12 protein-coding genes are annotated in these 18774 nt (G+C 67.6%); 2 read left to right on the forward strand and 10 right to left on the reverse strand.

Features of this window, described 5'->3' with window-relative positions:
• Nucleotides 1-20: 20 nt before the first annotated feature.
• The 8 genes from IPK85_19790 to paaZ form a co-directional block, all read right to left on the reverse strand.
• Nucleotides 21-1394 carry a M20/M25/M40 family metallo-hydrolase gene (locus IPK85_19790; protein MBK8249616.1) on the reverse strand — a complete coding sequence of 458 codons (1374 nt, stop codon included), beginning with the start codon at nt 1392-1394 and terminating at the stop codon, nt 21-23.
• 158 nt (nt 1395-1552) lie between these two features.
• Nucleotides 1553-2008 (reverse strand): hypothetical protein, encoded by a 456-nt coding sequence (locus tag IPK85_19795; protein MBK8249617.1) that lies wholly within the window; start codon nt 2006-2008, stop codon nt 1553-1555.
• Between the two features lie 150 nt (nt 2009-2158).
• The gene (locus tag IPK85_19800; protein MBK8249618.1) at nt 2159-2818 is read right to left on the reverse strand and encodes a peptidylprolyl isomerase; all 660 of its coding nucleotides are present in this window, start codon (nt 2816-2818) and stop codon (nt 2159-2161) included.
• On the reverse strand, nt 2815-3915 hold the full coding sequence (locus IPK85_19805; protein ID MBK8249619.1) for a P1 family peptidase: 1101 nt from the start codon (nt 3913-3915) through the stop codon (nt 2815-2817). The genes IPK85_19800 and IPK85_19805 overlap by 4 nt, the downstream gene beginning before the upstream one ends.
• A gap of 37 nt (nt 3916-3952) precedes the next feature.
• The gene (locus IPK85_19810) at nt 3953-4828 is read right to left on the reverse strand and encodes a zinc metallopeptidase (protein MBK8249620.1); all 876 of its coding nucleotides are present in this window, start codon (nt 4826-4828) and stop codon (nt 3953-3955) included.
• 170 nt (nt 4829-4998) lie between these two features.
• Nucleotides 4999-6183, reverse strand: coding sequence for an aminotransferase class I/II-fold pyridoxal phosphate-dependent enzyme (locus IPK85_19815; GenBank protein ID MBK8249621.1), 1185 nt, complete (start codon nt 6181-6183; stop codon nt 4999-5001).
• Nucleotides 6184-6193: 10 nt separating this feature from the next.
• Complete coding sequence (locus IPK85_19820; GenBank protein MBK8249622.1) at nt 6194-7945, reverse strand: amidohydrolase family protein; 1752 nt, start codon at nt 7943-7945, stop codon at nt 6194-6196.
• Nucleotides 7946-7955: 10 nt separating this feature from the next.
• A complete protein-coding gene (gene paaZ, locus IPK85_19825) occupies nt 7956-10001 on the reverse strand; it encodes a phenylacetic acid degradation bifunctional protein PaaZ (protein MBK8249623.1) in 2046 nt (681 codons plus the stop codon).
• 170 nt (nt 10002-10171) lie between these two features.
• On the opposite strand from paaZ, the gene IPK85_19830 reads away from it, so the two are divergent.
• On the forward strand, nt 10172-12832 hold the full coding sequence (locus tag IPK85_19830; protein ID MBK8249624.1) for a carbohydrate binding family 9 domain-containing protein: 2661 nt from the start codon (nt 10172-10174) through the stop codon (nt 12830-12832).
• A 153-nt stretch (nt 12833-12985) separates the two neighbouring features.
• Nucleotides 12986-14686: a gamma-glutamyltransferase gene (gene ggt / locus IPK85_19835; protein MBK8249625.1), complete on the forward strand. Its 1701-nt coding sequence runs from the start codon at nt 12986-12988 to the stop codon at nt 14684-14686.
• A gap of 49 nt (nt 14687-14735) precedes the next feature.
• Here the strand turns inward: ggt and IPK85_19840 are convergent, their stop codons facing one another.
• Both IPK85_19840 and IPK85_19845 read right to left on the reverse strand, forming a co-directional pair.
• Nucleotides 14736-17903, reverse strand: a complete 3168-nt coding sequence (locus tag IPK85_19840) for a PD40 domain-containing protein (protein ID MBK8249626.1) — start codon at nt 17901-17903, stop codon at nt 14736-14738.
• 264 nt (nt 17904-18167) lie between these two features.
• Nucleotides 18168-18773 carry a transferase hexapeptide repeat family protein gene (locus IPK85_19845; GenBank protein MBK8249627.1) on the reverse strand — a complete coding sequence of 202 codons (606 nt, stop codon included), beginning with the start codon at nt 18771-18773 and terminating at the stop codon, nt 18168-18170.
• Nucleotide 18774 lies beyond the last annotated feature (1 nt).

Consider the following 18774-nt stretch of genomic DNA (forward strand, 5'->3'; position numbering starts at 1 on the left):
TCCGTCATCGCACAAGTCGGCTAGCGGGCCGCCCCCGGCAGGCGATCCGGCATGTCCGCCACCACGTACGCCATGATGGCCATCACCGCCGTCGACAGGGCCACCTCCCGCGGGGACATCTTGTCGATCGTGTCGGCATTCGTGTGGTGGTACCAGAAGTATTTCGTGTCATCAACGTTCAGCCCCATGCCAGGAACCCCGAGTTCCATCATCGGGCCGATGTCTGCGCCCCCTCCGCCCCGGGTGATCGCGCCGGCACCGATCCCCTCGAGCAGGCGGCCGACCTGCTGGATGATCGCGAAGGCAGAATCCGTCCCGGTAAAGCCGAACCCACGGGGGGAAAAGACGCCGCCATCGGATTCCATCATCAGGACATGGTTGCGCGCCTGCGCGCGATGCGCGTCGCGATAGGCGTTCCCGCCGCGCATCCCGTTTTCCTCGTTCGTCCATCCGACCACGCGAATCGTGCGCCGCGGCCGCAGCCCGAGCGCCTTCAGGAGGCGAATCCCCTCCCACGCCGCCACCACTCCCCCGGCATCGTCCATCGCCCCGCGACCCACGTCCCAGGAATCGATGTGGCCGCCCATGACGACCACCTCCTCCGGCCGCTCGGTGCCCCGCAGCTCACCGATCACGTTGCGCGACATCACGTCGGGCAGGGTCCGCGCCCCCATCGTCACCTTGAGCCGCACGCGATCTCCGCGGGCGATCATGCGAGCGATCATGTCGGCATCCTCCGGGGCGATCGCCGCGTGCGGGATCTTCCGCACGGCGGAGTCATAGGCCATGCTGCCCGTGTGTGGTGTCCGCATGGAGTACGGCGTGACCGAGCGGATCACGGAGGCCACGGCACCGACCCGCGCGGCCTCCACGGCGCCGTTCCGGCGGTACGCAACCGTCGCGCCGTAATTCGTGAACGGAGCATTGAACAATACGATCTTTCCGCGGGCCTCGGCGGCGCGTGCCTTCAGTTCGTCGAAGGTCGCGACCACCATGACGTCGGCGGTGATTCCTGCTGCCGGCGTCCCGATCGAACCGCCGAGGCCCAGCATGGGAAGTAACTCCCGACGCGGTGAGACCAGCTCAATGGACTCGCGTCCACGAACCCAGTGCGGCACCATGACCGGTTCACCGCGCACGTTGTCCAGCCCGTCGGACTTCATCTGCACCTGGATCCAGTCGATCGCCTGCTCGAGGCTGGCGCTGCCGCTGAAGCGATGCCCGAACCGCTCCGTCAACTCGGCAACGCGCTTCCAGGCGGCGCTGTCCGCGAGCGCGGCCGCGATGATGCGGTCTGCCGCCGGTCGGTAGCGGTCGACCAGGGGCTGCGCGGCCACGGAGGAAGACACGAGGGCGGCGGCAAGGGCGAGCAGGGAGGCACGTTGGGGCGTCACGAGTTCTACAGGGCTGGGGTCGGGGCGAGCACCCGCACCTTGGGGCAGTAAACTGCGGCCGTCAACCCACAAGAACACAAAACGCGCGATGGCTTGGAGCCACCGCGCGCCTGTGCGTTCCGCGCCGCTGGGGAAACCCGCTCGCGCCGGGCGTGGCGCTAGAACGTCATGCCGATGGTGCCCTGTGTCTTGTTCAACTTTTCGTGGCGCCGCATCTCGGCGAAAAATCCCGTGCGACCCATGCCGAGGCGCACCCCGCCGCCGTAGTTGTACCCCCGCGTTTCCTGGACCTTGCCATAGGAATACGCGCCATACCCGGCGATGCCGTACGGCGTCATGATGCCGAGGCGGACGGGAAAGACCGCTGAGGCGAAATAAGAGCGGGGGGCCGAGCGCAGGTTGGAGCCGGCCACCATTCCCTCGACCCGCAGGGCCATGGGGAAGACGGGCAGGTCAAATTGCGCCGCAGCGTACACGTCCGAGGTCTTGAACTTGAGGGCGCCGCTATCGCTCACGGGGCGACCGGCACCAAGCCAGAGGGAGAGGCCTTGCGCCTGAGCCGTGGGCGCCGTGGCAAAGACGGCGAGGGCAAGAAGAACGGATCGAGTGCGCATGGGTCCGAGGGAAGGAGTTGGTCGCTCGTGAGGGAGTGTACCGCCGGACCCGGTGGAGGTTCCGCGGGATCCTGCTAGCAACCGAAATGGAACGATGATGGAGGATCGGCGCGGGGCCGGCATCTTGAAATCGGGGGGGGGCCCCCAGCCCTACCAGCGCTTGACGACCCGCGCGCGCACGATGTAATCGAGCCGTGGAAAGCTGCGCCGGAGGTACGCGTTCCCGACGCGCGAGAGCGAGTCCTGCGACGGCCCCGGAAAGGTCTGCCCACCCCGCGTCCCGGAGTACTCCCAGTTGAGGGAATCGAGCACCGCCATCCCCGCCACGACCTCTCCGATCGGTGGAAAGCCGAAGCTGTTCAGGGTGTCCAAGCGCGGGGTGTTGTCGACCGTGTTGAAGAACAGCTGCACGGAACGCGAGTTCGCTCCCCCACGCGCGTAGGAGATGGTTCCCTTGCGATTGGGGGCGACAACGGGCTCGTCCTGGATGGAGCGGCCACGCCAGGCGCGGGTCACCGCCGTGTCACCATGGATCCCGAACTGCGCCACGTAGTTCCGTATCACGCGGTGGAACGCCACGTCGTCGAAGTACCGCTGCCGGACCAGGGCGTGGAACCGGTCGACGCCAAGCGGGGACCAGTGGCGCCGCAGGCGGACGTCCATCGTGCCCCGTGTGGTCTCCATGCGGACGTCGAAGGAGTCGGGCGCAGTCCGCGTGTAGGCCGCGGCGCCGGGATCGCGCAGGGAGGCACGCCGCGCGCACGCCCCCATCGCGGCCAAGGCGACCAGGAGCACGAATCGGGTGATCACCGGATGCCGTATTTCGAGAGGATCTCGCGCACCCGGTCGATCGGGAGCGCTTCCACCGTGCGGCCACGTGAGGTCACCGTCACCGCCTTGAACATGGAGTTGTAGATCGCTTCCTCCGTGGCCTCGACGACGGCCTGGAAGAGCGCGGAAACCGCGTCGTTCGTGACTTCCTCCACGTTGCGGCGCGGCGGCGCGTTCCCCGTGCCCGGCGCCGGCAGCTGGCGGCGCACGTCGGAAGCCGTGGAGAAGGCAATCACGTAGTCGCCACTCCCGTTGGAGGCCGACGAGCCCGTCCGCGACAATCCCATGATCGCCCGCGCGGCCACCCGCCCGAGGTTGCGGTCCGAGAGCGGTGCGTCGGTCGCCACCACCATCATGATGGAGCCGTCCCCGACCTCGTCATCGGCCCCGCCACGAAACGCGTATTGGCCGAGTTCCCGTCCGACGGGCGCGCCGAGCACCTGCAACACCCCACCAAAGTTGGACTGCACGAGGACGCCGACCGTATACCCGCCTAACGATTGCGGCAACACCCGGGACGACGTCCCGATGCCGCCTTTCCACCCAAAGGCCACGGTGCCCGCCCCCGCCCCAACGGCGCCCTCCTCCACCGGTCCGGAGCGCGCGCCCTCAAGCGCGGCGCGGACATGCTCCATGCGGATCGGGCGTGACCGGATGGCGTTCAGCACACCATCGTTGGTCTCCCCCACCACCGGGTTGATCGAACCCACCCCCTGCATCCCCGGCCGCGCCAGCATCCACTCGACCATTGCGTCCGCCGCCTTCCACACGCAAAGCGTGCACGTGAGCAGGATCGGCGTCTCGAGTTCGCCGAGTTCGCGAAGCTGGGTCACCCCGAGCAGCTTCCCGAACCCGTTGCCGACGTGCACGGCCGCCGGCACCCGACTCAGGAACGGGTTCTCCCCGTGGGGCAGGATCGCGGTCACCCCGGTGCGCACCGAGTCGCCCTCGGCCACGGTCACCTGGCCGACCGTCACGCCAGCGACGTCCGTAATGGCGTTGAGGGCACCCGGGGTAAACACCCCCGGCGCCACCCCCAGCTCGCGCGCCCGCGGGCGGGCCGCCTGAGCATTCATGGTGGCGCCAACCACCAGAAGCAGCAGCGCCGCATGCCTAACCACCAAAGGTATCACAGGCATCTGGGCGCCCACTCCGGAATCCTCGCGTAAACCACTCCATGCGCTGCTCCGACGAGCCGTGCGTCCAGCTCTCAGGGCTCACCCGCCCTGTCGTCTGGCGCTGGATCCGGTCGTCGCCCACAGCGGCCGCCGCTCCCAGCCCTTCCTCGAGGTCGCCCTCCTCGAGCCAGCCCTGCCGGGCTGCCAGGTGCCCCCATACCCCCGCATAACAATCGGCCTGCAACTCGAGTCGAACGCTCAATTCGTTCGCCTGACCGCGATTGCGCTGCTGCGCCGCCCGCACCTGGTCGCTCGTCCCCAGCACGTTCTGCACGTGGTGACCGATCTCGTGGGCGAGGATATACGCCTGAGCAAAATCACCGGGCGCCCGGAATCGCTGCTGCAACTCCTCCAGGAAGTCGAGGTCGATGTATACCTTGGCATCGGCCGGACAATAGAACGGCCCCGCCGCCGACTCCCCGAACCCGCACCCCCCAGTCTGCGTGCCACCACGAAAGAGTACGAGCGTCGCGCGTGGATACTGCGTCCCCATGGCCGGCAACGCCCGCGCCCAGTAGTCCTGCACGGAGTCCAGCACCACACCGAGCCGAAGCACGAGTGGCTCCTCCGCTGCGTCCTGCACCGGAGCTTGCGCCGCGGGTCCAGCCGGCACGGCCCCGCCGCCGCCGCCGGCGAGCGAAATGAAGTCGCGCTTGAAGATCAGGCTCAGGATCAGGAGGATGATGAACCCTCCCATCCCCAGTCCGCCGGCGCGCCGCATCCCCCCCCCACCCCCGATGCCGCCGAAGCCTCCGCCGCCGCCCGCGCCACGACGATCTTCGATGTCGCGACTTCGGCCTTTCGGGTCAATGCGCATGCGCCGTCTGCTCCAGTGTGTGGCGGGTCATGAGAAGCTTGCCATCCGGAAGCGGAGGGGCAAGTGGTTCGCGGCCGCGTGGGCGTCGACGGCGCGACCCTTTGCGGGAGACGACGGATGTGCGGGGCCGCACTGATCAGGAGAGTGAGCGACGCACACGAGAATCAACCTGTGGTCGCCTGCATGGCGGCGAGCACACGACCGGCGCGCGCGGCAGCCTCTCGCAGCCGATCCGGAGGGGCGATGAAGGAAATTCTGAAGAACCCCTCTCCCCCTGCCCCGAATCCCGACCCGGGAAGGACGATCACGCCTTCGTCGTCCATCAATCGTTCGGCGAAACGCGCGGAAGGGATCCCGTCCGGGAGTGGAATCCACAGGTACATGGTGGCCTGCGGCGACTCCACCGAGAAGCCGTTCGCGCGAAACGCCGCCACCGCCGCATCGCGACGCTCCCGGAAGGTCGCGACGTTCCCCGGGACAAACTCCCGGTAGCTCCCGATCGCCGCTGCACCGGCCGCCTGCACTCCCATGAACGCCCCGGTGTCGACAAAGGTCTTCACCTTCGCCAGCGCTCCCACGACGGCGGCACTCCCCGCGGCCCACCCACACCGCCACCCCGTCATGTTGTAGGTCTTGCTGAGCGAGTGAAACTCGATCGCCACCTCGCGCGCGCCGTCCACCTCAAAGATCGACGGGGGCACGTACCCGTCGAACGCCAGCTCCGAGTACGCATTGTCGTACACCAGGAGCGCGTCGCGCTCGCGGCACCAACGGACGACGCGCTCCAGGTAGTCCCGTGGCGCGATCGCCGTGGTCGGGTTGTTCGGATAGTTGAGGTAGACCACGCGCACGCGCGCCGCGACGGCCCCCGGCAATTCATCCAATTCCAGCAGGAACCGCGTGCGTGGACGCAGGGCGTACACCTGCGGCAGCGCATCGGACAGGAGGGTCCCGCCGAGGTATGCCTGGTAGGCAGGCTCGGGAATCACGGCCACGTCGCCGGCCCCGAGGTAGGCAAAGGCGATGTGGGCCAATCCCTCCTTGGACCCGATCAGCGGCACCACCTCGGTGAGTGGATCGAACGACTGGCCAAATCGCTCATGCATCCAGCCGCTGATCGCCTCGCGATAGGGCACATGCCCAAGGTTGAAGCCATAGCGGCTCATCGCCGGGGTCGTCGCCGCGCGCTGGAGCGCCTCCACGGCGGCCGGTGGGGGGGGCAGGTCCGCGTCCCCGGCGCCCAGGTCGATGACGTCGACCCCACGTTGAATCAACTCGCGCTTGCGGGCCGGGATATGGGCGAGCGGATACGCCGGGAGCTGGGCAAAACGCGCGGTGGGACGAGGCATCAGGAAACGGTTACGGACGGGGAATGGAGGTCGACCGGTCAAACACCACCCGGCCGTTAAACACCGTGAGCTGGCACTGCATGTCCTTCAGTTGCGCGGTCGCGGCGGTGTACGGATCCCGGTCCCAGACCGCCAGGTCGGCGTACTTGCCCACCTCGATCGAACCGACCTTGCTCTCGAGGAACATCTGCCGTGCCACCTCGATCGTCACCGCCCGGAGCGCGGTCCGCACATCGACGGACTCGGCAAGGCCAAACGGCGTCTTGCCGTTGACGCCGAGCAGCGGCTCCCGGGCGACGGCCGCCCAGATCCCGTAGCGTGCCGGAAAGGGAGTCACCCCGAAGTCGGAACCGTTGGCCCAACGCACGCCCTGGCGCTGGAAGGTCCGGAAGGGATTGAGGCGCAACGACCGCTGCTCGCCAAAGTTGGAGGAGTATGTGTCGCCGATCCACCACATGAAGGTCGCGGATGGCTCGGGAATCGCCGCATCGAACCGCTTCTGGAGGTCGGCCATGACCGTGATCGCATGGTCCGTCGGGATGTTCGCGTGGATGATCCCGTGCCGCAGCCCGGCACGAGGCGTCGCGCGCAACGCCTCGGCGTAACTGTCGACCGTCCAGTCGATCCCGCGGTCTCCGATCGAATGAACGGAGACGTGCAGTCCGGCGTCGTGAAGCAGGCGGATCTGTTGCCGCACGATAGCCGGGTCCGTGGTGGGGTACCCGGTGTTCCCGGTGTCCACGCCGCGGAAGTCCTTGTTCCAGTCGTTGTACAGCCACGCGGTGCGCGCCCCGCCCGAGCCATCGATGTACAGCTTCACACCGCCGGAGATGAGGTGATCATCCCCCGTTGACTCGTAAGGCCGGGTGGTCGGGGCGATGCGCGTCGCCACTTCCCTGGCGGATTCCAGCGTGCGCCCACCATGCCAGAGGGTAAAGACGCGAAGCGAGAGTTCCCCACGCGACTGGACGGCGCGATAGGCATCCCAGGTCTCCTGGCGAATGCCCGGATCCTTGACCCCGGTCATTCCCTCCGCATTGAACTGCCTGGCGAGGGCCGCCATCCCGGCCTCGAGCTGCGTCCGTGTGCCGCGTGGGACGAGGCGACTCACGAGCCCCATCGCCGACTCCTTCAGGACACCCGTCGGCGCGCCGTCTGGCCCGCGATCGATCGTGCCGCCTGGCGGGTCCCGCGTGTCCTTCGTGATCCCGGCCAGGCGCAACGCCTCCGGGCTCGCCACGCCGTAATGTCCCATGGTCTGGACCAGCCAGACCGGACGACCCCCTGCGGCAGCGGCGAGGTCGGCCGCCGTTGGGAGCCGACGCTCGGTGAACTTCCCTTCGTCCCAGCCGCGGCCGGTGATCCAGGTGCCCGCACCGCCGGCGCGCGCGCGCACGCGGACGCTATCCACCAGCTCCCGGATGCTGCGGACCTTTGGATAAGACAGGTCCAGCAGATCCAGGTCCCCCGCGCCTCCCGAGAAGTGCCCGTGGGCGTCCATCAGCCCCGGTGTGACCGCCCGGCCCTTCAAGTCGATCCGCCGCGTCGCAGGGCCGGCAAGCCGCAGGACCTCCTGCGTCGTGCCGACGGCCACGATGCGCGAGCCACGCACGGCGACGGCCTCGGCCACCCGGTCACTCGCATCCACGGTCAGGACGGCACCGTTGTACAGCACCAGGTCAGCCGGGGGAGCGGCCTGCCCGCGACCGTCACGGGCGACGAGGGCCATCGCCACAACCATTGCCCCACGACGCATGCGCATGGAGGCGTCCTCAGCTCGGCGTGGGAAGCCGGCGAATCAGGGTGAGAATCGTGTAGGTCAACACCAGGTCGTTGTCCTGGTTATGCACGTGGACTTCCCACGCGACCACCCCTTGGGGAGGCCCGTCGACCGGCGTCTCCTTGGCGGTCTTCTGCTTGCAGGTGAGCGTCGCCCGGATCGTGTCACCCGCATACACCGGTTTGGTGAACCGGAGGCTCTCCAGTCCGTAGTTTGCGAGCACCGGTCCCGGCGCCGGATCGACAAAGAGCCCGGCCGCCGCCGACAGCACGAAGTAGCCGTGCGCCACCCGCTTGCCGAAGAGCGGCGACTCCCGCGCGGCGATCTCGTCGGTGTGGGCGTAAAAGGTGTCGTGGGAGACTCCGGTGAACATCACGATGTCCGCCTCGGTGATCGTCCGGCGGTGCGTGACGAGTGTCTCACCGATCGCGAGTTCCTCGAAGTGCTTGCGGAACGGATGGATCCGGTCCGTGGGCTGGGCCGCCCCCGGCATCCACTCATTGGTGATCGCCGTGATGGTGGTCGGTGAGCCCTGCAGCGCGGTGCGCTGCATGTAGTGCATCACCCCACGCGCCCCGCCCATCTCCTCGCCGCCACCAGCGCGTCCCGGGCCACCGTGGACCAGGTGCGGCAGCGGGGACCCGTGCCCAGTCGACTCCTTGGCCCCGTGACGATTCTGGATGTAGACGCGGCCGTGGAAGGGCGCCACCCCGAGCACGAGCTCCCGCGCCACACGGTCATCCGCCGTAAAGACCGACCCCACCAACGAACCCTTCCCGAGGCGGGCCAGGGTCACCGCGTCGGCCACGTTAGTGTAGGGCATCACGGTATTCACCGGCCCGAAGGCCTCGATGTCGTGCGCCTGGGTCTGCGACAGCGGCGCGTTGCACGCGAGCAACGTGATCGGGAAGAACGCCCCGCGCTCGGCCGTGGCCCCCACCAGCGCACCCTCCTGCGCAAAGACCACCTCGGCTCCCCCTCGGATCCCATCCAGCGCCCGTTGCACCTCGCTCACCTGGGCGCGGCCGGCCAGCGGACCCATCTTCACTCCGTCCACCGACGGGTCACCCACCGTGACCCCGGCCAGGCGCTTGCTCAACGCCTTGACGACATCTTCCATGACCCGATCCGGAACGATGGTGCGGCGAATCGCCGTGCACTTCTGCCCCGCCTTGGAGGTCATCTCGCGCGCGACCTCCTTGATGAACAGGTCGAATTCCTCGGTCCCCGGTGTGGCATCCGGACCCAGGATGGAGCAGTTCAGCGAATCGGCCTCCATGTTGAACCGCACCGAGTGCTCCACGATGTTCGGGTGCTGCTTGAGCTTGCGCCCGGTGTCGGCGCTGCCGGTAAATGCCACGGCATCCTGGCACCCCAGCTGGTCGAGCAGGTTGCCCGCGCTACCACAGATCAGCTGAATCGCGCCCTCGGGGAAGATCTCACTCTCGACCATCATCCGGAACATGGCCTCGGTGAGGAACGAGGTCAGTGTGGCTGGCTTAACGATCGCCGGCACCCCGGCGAGCAGCGACGGAGAGAGCTTTTCCAGCATCCCCCAGCAGGGAAAGTTGAAAGCGTTGATATGCACGGCGACCCCTTCGAGGGGGACGCAGATATGCCGCCCGACAAAGGTGCCGCCCTTGGAGATCCCCTCCATGGGGCCATCCACATGGAAGGTCTCGTTGGGGAACTCCCGCCGTCCCTTGCTCGCGTACACAAAAAGCGTCCCGATTCCCCCGTCGATATCAATCCAGGAGTCGGCCTTGGTCGCCCCGGTGGCCGCGGAGACCGCATACAGCGCGTCTTTCCGCTCCATCAGGTAGCGCGCCATCTCCTTGAGCATGAGGGCGCGCTGGTGGAACGTCATCGCGCGCAGCTTGGGACCCCCAACACGACGTGCGTAGTCGGCCATCGCGCCGAAATCGAGCCCGGCCGAGCTGGCTTCGGCAATCTTTTCGCCCGTGACGGCGTGAAAGAGGTCGGTCGGACTGCCCGATCCCTCGACCCATTGGCCGAGCGTGTAGTTACGGAGTCGCATGTGGAAGGCTGCAGAGTGAGGGTGACCAGCGACCAACGAAGGCGGCCGGGCTCCCGAAAACAAACCGTCTGGACGGCCCACGGGGAGGTGTGTGGTAACGCTGGCGCGGGGTGTTGCGTATGGGCGATGTTTGGTCGTCCTCCGTTCTGAACGTTCTTCCGCGGAAACCCTTGTCCCGATTCAACTTCGGCGCCGTCCTGATCCTGGGACTCGCCCCTGCAATCGCCTTCGGCCAACCATCGACAAAGGTGGCCCGAGCCGCGCGCGTGTCGGGAGCCGCCCCACGCGTCGACGGGCGCCTCGAGCCCGGGGAGTGGGCCGCGGCCCAGGTGATCTCGGATTTCCTGCAACAGCGCCCCAGGGAAGGCACCGAGCCAACGGAGAAGACCGAGGTGTGGGTGCTGTATGACGACCAGTCCTTGTACATCGGCGCGCGCATGCATCGCGCCAACCCCGCGGACATTTCGCGGACGGTGACTCGACGCGATGGCTTCGGGAACGCGGAGCGCCTGGTGGTCACGTTCGATCCGCAGATGGACCGCCGGACGGGAGTCGGTTTTGGGGTGTCCGTCGCTGGCGTGCGCTCCGACTGGCGCCACACGCAGGACGACGAGATGCGCGGCCGTGAGAGCCAGTTCGACCCCGTGTGGAATGCCGCCGCCGCCTCGGACTCCGCGGGCTGGACCGCCGAGATGCGGATCCCCTTCTCCCAATTGCGCTTTCCACCTAACGATCAGCAGCGCTGGGGGTTCCAGGTGGATCGCTGGATGCCCGACAAGAACGAAGACATCCAGTGGGTGATGATTCCCCCGCGCGAAACCGGATACATCTCGCGCTTCGGGACGCTGGAGGGGATCGAAGGAGTGCGCTCGATGCGCCCGGTGGAGCTGGTCCCGTATGTCGCCGGCGACGCCACGCGGCGCGCCACGGCGGTCACGAACAACCCGCTCAATCACCCGTACGCCGGCCGGCTTGGCATGGACGCCAAGTTTGCCGTCGGCTCCAACCTCACCCTGGACGCGACGGTCAATCCCGACTTCGGCCAGGTTGAAGCAGATCCGGCCGAGGTCAACCTCTCCGCATTCGAGACGTTTTTTGACGAGCGACGCCCGTTCTTCGTGGAAGGAGCGGAGATGATTCGCGGCCCGGGGGCTGGGTATTTCTATTCCCGACGGATCGGCGCCGCACCACGAGGCAGTGCGAGCGGTGATTTCGTCGATATTCCACGTTCTTCGACCATCCTCGGCGCCACCAAGCTGACCGGTCGTCTCCCCTCACGATTGTCGGTTGGTGGGCTGCTCGCGGTCACGGCCGCCGAAAACGCGCGCACGCACTCACTCGACTCCGCGATCACCCGCACCGTCGCGGTGGAGCCACGCGCGGCGTTCGGTGTGCTTCGCTTGCAGCAGGAGATTGGTTCCCAGGCGTCGACACTCGGGGCGGCAATCACCGCCGTCCGTCGCGACGTCGGCGGTGACCCGGTCCTCGGGGCGCTGATGGCTCGCGAAGCGTACTACGGGGGCTTCGACTGGCGCCTCCGATTCCAGCAAGGGCGGTATGCGTTGAGCGGCTTCGTCGCCGGGTCGCACGTGGCGGGCGACACAGGGGCCATCCGCCGACTACAGACCGGTAGTGTCCGCTTTCTCCAGCGTCCGGACCTCACGCACTTCAAGTACGACCCACTGCGCACGTCGCTCTCGGGCTACTCCGCGCAGTTTCGCGCCGACAAGGACGCCGGGCGTCGCATCCTCTGGGGCGCGGAGGTCAAGCTCGAGTCCCCGGGGTTCGAGATCAACGACCTGGGCCGCCTCCAGTCCACCGACGACGTCGAGTACAACGCCGATATACAGATCCGCGAGACCATCCCCGGGCGCTACCTGCAAAACTGGCGACTCGGCTTCGATACCCGCGGCGCATACAACTATGCAGGGATCCACCAGGAGAACAACTGGAGCCAGAACACCTCGCTGACTTTCAAGAACTTCTGGAACTTCAACCTGCGTACCTCGTTCGAGCTTCCAACCATCAATGACGCCCTGACTCGAGGCGGCCCCCTGATGGGGACCGCACGCGAGTTTCGCCAGGAGATCCGCCTGAACGGTCCGTTTGGTGCGCGCACCGGGTGGCGCATCAACGGCGGCTATGGGACGGACGAGTTCGGTGCCTGGCGCCGCAACGTTGGCGGCCAGCTTACCCTCCGGCCGGCTCCGCGTTGGTCCCTGTCCACGGAGCCGAACTTCCAGCGCGGGACGGATCCCCGGCAGTACGTGACCACCGTGACCGGCGGCACGCGAACCTACGGCTCACGCTACATCTTCGCGTTCATCGATCGCACGACCATCTCCAATCGATTCCGCGCCAACTACGCCTTCTCGCCGAACCTCACCCTCGAGGCGTACGCCGAGCCGTTCCTGTCCTCGGGGAAGTACTCCCGCTTCGGCGAGTTGGAGGCCCCTCGCAGCAAGTTCCTCCGGGAGTACGGCACCAATGGGACCCGCGAGCTGGTGGACAGCGCGGGCACCCGGACGATCACCGACGGCGCGGAGAGCTTCACGCTCGACAATCGCGACTTTCACGTCCTGTCGTTCCGCTCCAACCTGGTGATGCGGTGGGAGTGGACACCTGGCAGCACCCTCTTCCTGGTGTGGCAGCAGAACCGCCGCACGAGCGAGGCGGTGGGCGACGCCGTTCGCCTCAACGAACTCTGGCAGACGACGCGGGCCGCCGGCGACAACTTCCTCTCCCTCAAGGTCAGCTATTGGCTCCCGGTGCGACTCGGCGGCGGGCCTCAGCGCACCGGTCGCAATGACGCCAGCGAGGCGAGGGACTGAGGGCGACGGGACTCGACGGAACGCTCCCGCGATACCTCGCGCTGGGCAGGATAGCGCTGGCAGCGGGAGATGGTGGCGGCGGGCGGGGCCTCGCAAGGGTGGAGGATGTCCGCCACGAGGGGTAGGTTCTTCGGCAACGCCAGCCCCCTCCCCATGCGCCTTCGTCCATTCTTCCTCGCCCTCCTCGTGCCGTTGGCAGGCACCGCGCAGGAGCGCGATGCCACCTCAACACGGGGCGTGGTGGTCTCCACCTCCGACATCGCATCCGACGTCGGCGCGGCGATTCTCGGGAAAGGCGGGAATGCGATTGATGCCGCGGTCGCGACCGGATTCGCGCTCGCGGTGACTCACCCCAGCGCCGGCAACATTGGTGGTGGCGGCTTCATGGTCATTCGCTTTGCCGATGGGCGATCCACCACGATCGACTATCGCGAGAAGGCCCCCCTGCGCTCGACGCGCACCATGTACCTCGGCGCCGACGGCAAGATCGATCGCTCGCTCACGGCCGCTGGCTGGCTGGCCCCCGGAGTGCCCGGCACGGTCCGTGGACTCGCCCTCGCGCACCAGAAGTACGGCAAGCTTCCGTGGGCCGACGTTGTGCGTCCAGCGGCCGAGCTCGCGGCGAACGGCTTCCGGGTGTCGAAGGGGTTCGCCGAGAGCCTCAACGGGTTCGTCCGACGCAGTGGGGCGCGCTTCCCGTCGACGCGCGAAGCGTATGGCAAGGCGGGGGGCGCGGAGTGGCAGGAAGGCGACACGCTGCGCCTCACCGACCTCGGGCGATCGTTAGGCGCCATCGCCACGGACCCGAACGCGTTCTACACCGGCTGGATCGCCGACTCCATCGACCGCCAGATGAAGGCCAATGGCGGCATCATGACCAAGCGCGACCTCGCCGCATACCGCGCAGTGGAGCGCGCCCCGGTCAAGGGCACCTTTCTCGGCCACGAGGTGATCTCCATGCCTCCGCCCAGCTCCGGCGGCGCCGTGGTGATCCAGACCCTGAACATTCTCGAGGCCCTCGGCGTCTCGCGCTTCAGCAATGCCAACGACCCTGCCCTCCTGCACCTGAGAATCGAGGCCGCCAAGCGGGTGTATCGCGACCGCGCGCGCTGGATGGGCGACCCGGACTTCGTGAAGGTGCCGGTGGCGAGGATGATCTCCCCGGCCTACGCGCGCGAGCTGGCGCGCGGCATCGACACGACGAAAAGCACGACCTCCGTGGTACTGGGCAAGGGATTGATCACGGTGCCCGCCGACGAGAGTGACGAGACCACGCACTACTCCGTGGTCGACACCTGGGGCAACGCCGTGAGCAACACCTACACGCTCGAAGGAGGGTATGGCTCCGGCGTGGTCGTCCGCGGGGCCGGGTTCATCCTGAACAACGAGATGGGGGACTTCAACAAGAAGCCGGGGGAGACCAACCTGACCGGTGATATCGGCACGCCACCGAACCTGATCGCGCCGGGGAAGCGCATGTTGAGCTCCATGTCACCGGTGATCGTGGCGAAGGACGGGCAACTCCGGCTGGTGACGGGGTCCCCGGGTGGGCGGACGATCCCCAACACCACGCTGTCCGTCGTGCTTGGGGTCGCCGCGTTCGGACTCACCGCGCGTGAGGCGGTAGACCTTCCCCGCCTGCACCACCAGTGGCTGCCGGACGCGGCCTCGTTCGAGACCGGCGTGGCGGATGACGCAACGATCGAGGGGCTGAAGGCGAAGGGACACACGATTCGCGTGGGCAGCCGCCAGGGGGATGCCCACTCTATCGTTTACGACGCTTCGACGAAGACCGCCTACGGCGCAGCGGACCGGCGCACCCCGGACTCCAAGGCGAGCGCCCCGCCGCAGTAAGCAACGCCGCGCGGCGAGGTGGCCCCGGGCCGCCCCGCCGCCAGCGGGCCTAACGCGATCCGGGCATGGTGTCGTTCGTCATCCACCACTGCCGCGGCATCTCGCGTTGACGGGGCCACACCTCGGCCAGGGTGTTGGCGTCGTACAGCCGCCCGTTCTTCATCACGTAGCGGATGGCGTTGGTGTTGCGGATGTTGTCGAGCGGGTTCGCGTCGAGCACAAGGATGTCCGCCAGCTTGCCGGCCTCGATGGAGCCGAGGTGTTTCTGCAGCCCGATGGCCTCGGCACCGAAGATCGTGCCGACGCGCAACGCGTCGAGCGGCTTCATTCCACCGCTGGCAATGGTCCACAGCTCCCAGTGGACGCCGAGCCCCTGAAGTTGCCCGTGGCCGCCCAGTCCCACCTTGCCACCGGCCTCGACCAGCTTCTTCGCTTGCTCGGCAAAGAGCTTGAAGGAGTACTCGTTCTCCCGGAACCACTGCGGCCGGCGCAACCCGCGCCGCTCCAGCTCGGAGAACGGGGTAAAGCGCACCAGCTTCTTGTCCGCGAGGATGTCCCAGCTCTCGTACCAGTAGTTCTCCGCCCACGGGCCGCCGTACTCGACGAGTAACGTGGGGGTCCAGGTGGTGCCGCTCTTCGCGAACAGTTCGAGGGCGTCCTTGTACATGGGAGCGATCGGGAGGGTGTGCTCGATCCCGGCGTACCCGTCCATCGCCTCGGTCATGTTCTTCTTGAAATCGAGGCCGCCTTCGAGGGTCGGCGTAATGCGCTGCTCCCTCGCGGCCATGGCGATCCATTGGCGCTGCCGGCGGTCGCCCGCCTGGTACTGCTTGATCGTCTCGGTCAGGAAGAACTCCGAGTAGCGTTTCATGACCTCCTTGGCGTCGTCGGCGCTCGAGACATCGTCATACGCGAAGATGCCGGGACCGGTGGCGTACACGCGGGGACCGAGGATCTGCCCGGCGTCCACGGCGTCCCCATAGCTGACCACGTCGGACTGCGAGGTTTGCGGATCACGCGTGGTCGTGACGCCGTAAGCCAGGTTGGCTGTGTACATGTAGGGTTGCGGGGAATGCACGCCCCACTGCGGCCACATGTGGGCGTGGATGTCCATCAACCCCGGCATGAGGGTCTTGCCGGAGACATCGATCGTGCGTGTGCCTGCGGGGGCTCGCACGCGCCCCGAGGGCCCGACGGCGGCGATGCGATTGTTGGTGACGAGGACATCCCCGCGGGCGATCACCTCGTCGCCTTTCATCGTGATGATCCGTCCCCCGCGCAGGAGCACGCTGCCGGACGGACGGTCCTTCACCGCCGTGACGGTGATGTCGGTCCGCGTCGCGTCGTAGACGGGCCGCGCTGGCGTCCCGGGGGCAGGGCGCGGGGCGCTGCGCGCGGAATCGGCGGCCAGTGCCTCCGCACGCGCGAGGTCGTACTGGAAGAACGCGCGCCCCAGTGAATAGTGGACGCCACGGGAATCCGGCATCCACCCCAGGAAGTCCCCGCCAATGCGGGACAGTCGTCGGACGGGCACGGCCCCGCCCGTCGGCTGCTGGACCGAGATCACCGGGGTGGTGCCGCCGGTCACCGGGAGCGGTGCGGCAAACACCTTGTTGTCAACGAGCGCGAGCACGCGGCTGCCGTCCGGCGAGATGAACATCTCCTGCGCCTGGCGCGGCTGCGCATTGCCGGCACCACCAGGGGCCGCGAATCCCGTCAGCCGAAGATGCGCCTTGCGATCCGTGCCGTCCCACCGCACGGAGACCAGCCCGTCGTTGCCTTCCTGATAGTAGACCCGTGTTCCTTCGTTGGTGAAGTGCGGACGACCGGCGTTGGTCAGCGAGGTGATGAAGGTCGCCGCGCCTCCCGTGGCCGGGATCCACACGAGGTCCGTGATCACCAGCTTGGGATTGATCTCGTCATTGACCATGGCCCGTTGCGTGCGCGGCGCGCGTTGGGCGACGATCCGTGCGCCATCCGGCGACCAGGCGATGTCGTCGTAGTACGCCGTCTGCGTCGTCAGGCGCTGCGGCGTTCCGCCATCGGCGGCGATGCGCATGACCTCGCCGCCCTCCTCGGTCCAGGTCACGTAGGCGATGGATCGCCCATCCGGCGACCAGACCGGGGCGTGTTCGCCCTCCGTCCCACTCGTCAGGCGTCGTGGCGTGCCGGACGGCAGGTCCATGATGTACAAACGATCGAGTGCAGAGAAGACCAGCCGCTTGCCATCGGGCGAGGGACGCGCCCCGCGGATCTGCCGCACCGTCAGGAGCGAGTCGTTGATGGGGTATTCAAAGGCGACCAACTCACCCAGCATCTGGTCCACCCGCGCCGTGAACGGGATGGGGTCCTGCTTCCCCGTGGCGACATCGAGCCGCCAGATCTTGCCGTGGTGGGCCAGCACGATCGCGCGAGAGTCCGGCGTCCACGAATACCCCGGCAACAGGTCGCGCGAACCGCGTGACTCGATGTCGTCGCGCTGGATATCCATGGCGACCCAGCGCTCATCACCGGTGGCGAGGTCGCGCACCTTGAGCCCGGTGACCGCCATCTGCCGCGACGCGTACGCAAGCCACTTGCCGTCCGGGCTCACCGCAGGGCGCACGGCATTGCCGAGGTTGAGAGTGCGGGTCGCCACCCGCCCGGTCTCGCGATCGTACAACACGACCTGCGACGAGCCCATCATCTGGTTGTAGCCCGCCGGCCCGGTCCGGGCCCCGGCGTAGATGTACCGACCGTCCGGCGCAAACGCCGCGCCCATGAAGTTGCTCGGGGCATTGCCTCCGCCCCCGGGGCCACCGCCCGTTGCCGGCGGCGTCTGACCGGTCAGCCGGAGGCCGCTGCCGCCGTTGCGGTGGTAGAGCCAGAGGTTGCCTGCACGGGATACCACGATGTACTCGCCATCCGGCGCCCAGTCGGGGGAGATGTAGGCCTGCCCGCGCCCCGTCGTGAGGGCCTTCAGGTTCTTCCCGTCGGGGTCCACCGTGTAGAGGTTCTCACTTCCCGAGCGATCGCTGACAAACACGATCGTGCGCCCGTCGGGGGAGAAGCGCGGCTGGCCATCAAACCCGGAACCGCTGGTGATCCGGGTCGCCTGGCCACCCGTCACGGGCAACGTGTACAGGTCACCCAGCAGGTCGAAGACAATAGTCCGGCCGTCCGGGGAGAGGTCGAGCGAAAGCCAGGTCCCCTCCGTCCGTCGTGAACTGCAGGGCACGCGTCGGGATCAGCGGCAGGTCGCTGTCCGGGGCCGTCCGTCGCGTGGAGTCGCCCTGGGCGTGGAGGACGGTGAAAAGGGCCGACACCACAAGGAGAGCATGGGGCAGCACGGAGCGGCGCATCGAAGTCGGGGGGCTGAGGTCGCTGGGGAGTTACCCCCGGAACCCACCACCGGCAAGGACACGACGTCGCGCCTGACGAGGCCGCTCAGTCGCTCCCTGAGCCGTGCGCGCATCGGGCTACGGCTCGCACCGTGACCCGTTCATCCTCCGCCCCGCGTCTGCTTCCAGGTGGCGTACTTCGGGTCCTGCAGTGGTCTGTCGGGAGGCACCTCACGCAGCGGCTCCACCGGCCGCAACGTGGCATGACATTCGGCCGGCAATTGCTGGTAGAGTCGCGTCCCGGCGGTCTTCCAAGCCAGCATCTCGTCGGAGACCGGTTTGATCACCTTCCCGGGATTCCCGGCAAAGACCGTTCGCTCTGGTACGACGGTCTCCCCCGGGACAAAGGTCAGCGCACCAATGATGGAGTTCGGCCCAACCTGCGCGTTGTCCATCACCACCGCGTTCATTCCGACGAGCACGTTCCGACCGATGTTCGCCCCGTGGATGACTGCCCCATGCCCGATGTGCGCGCCTTCCTCAAGCACCATCGTCGCCCCGGGGAACACATGGATCGTGCAGTTCTCCTGCACATTGCAGCCAGCACGGATCTCGATCGCTCCCCAATCCGCGCGAATGGCGGCGCCTGGGCCCACGTACACGTCGCGACCAATCACCACATTCCCCGTCACGGTCGCGTTGGGGTGAACGAACGACGACGCATGAATGACCGGGACATACCCGTTGAAGGCGAAGACGTTGGCCACG

Source organism: Gemmatimonadota bacterium (assembly GCA_016712265.1).
Lineage (GTDB): Bacteria > Gemmatimonadota > Gemmatimonadetes > Gemmatimonadales > Gemmatimonadaceae > RBC101.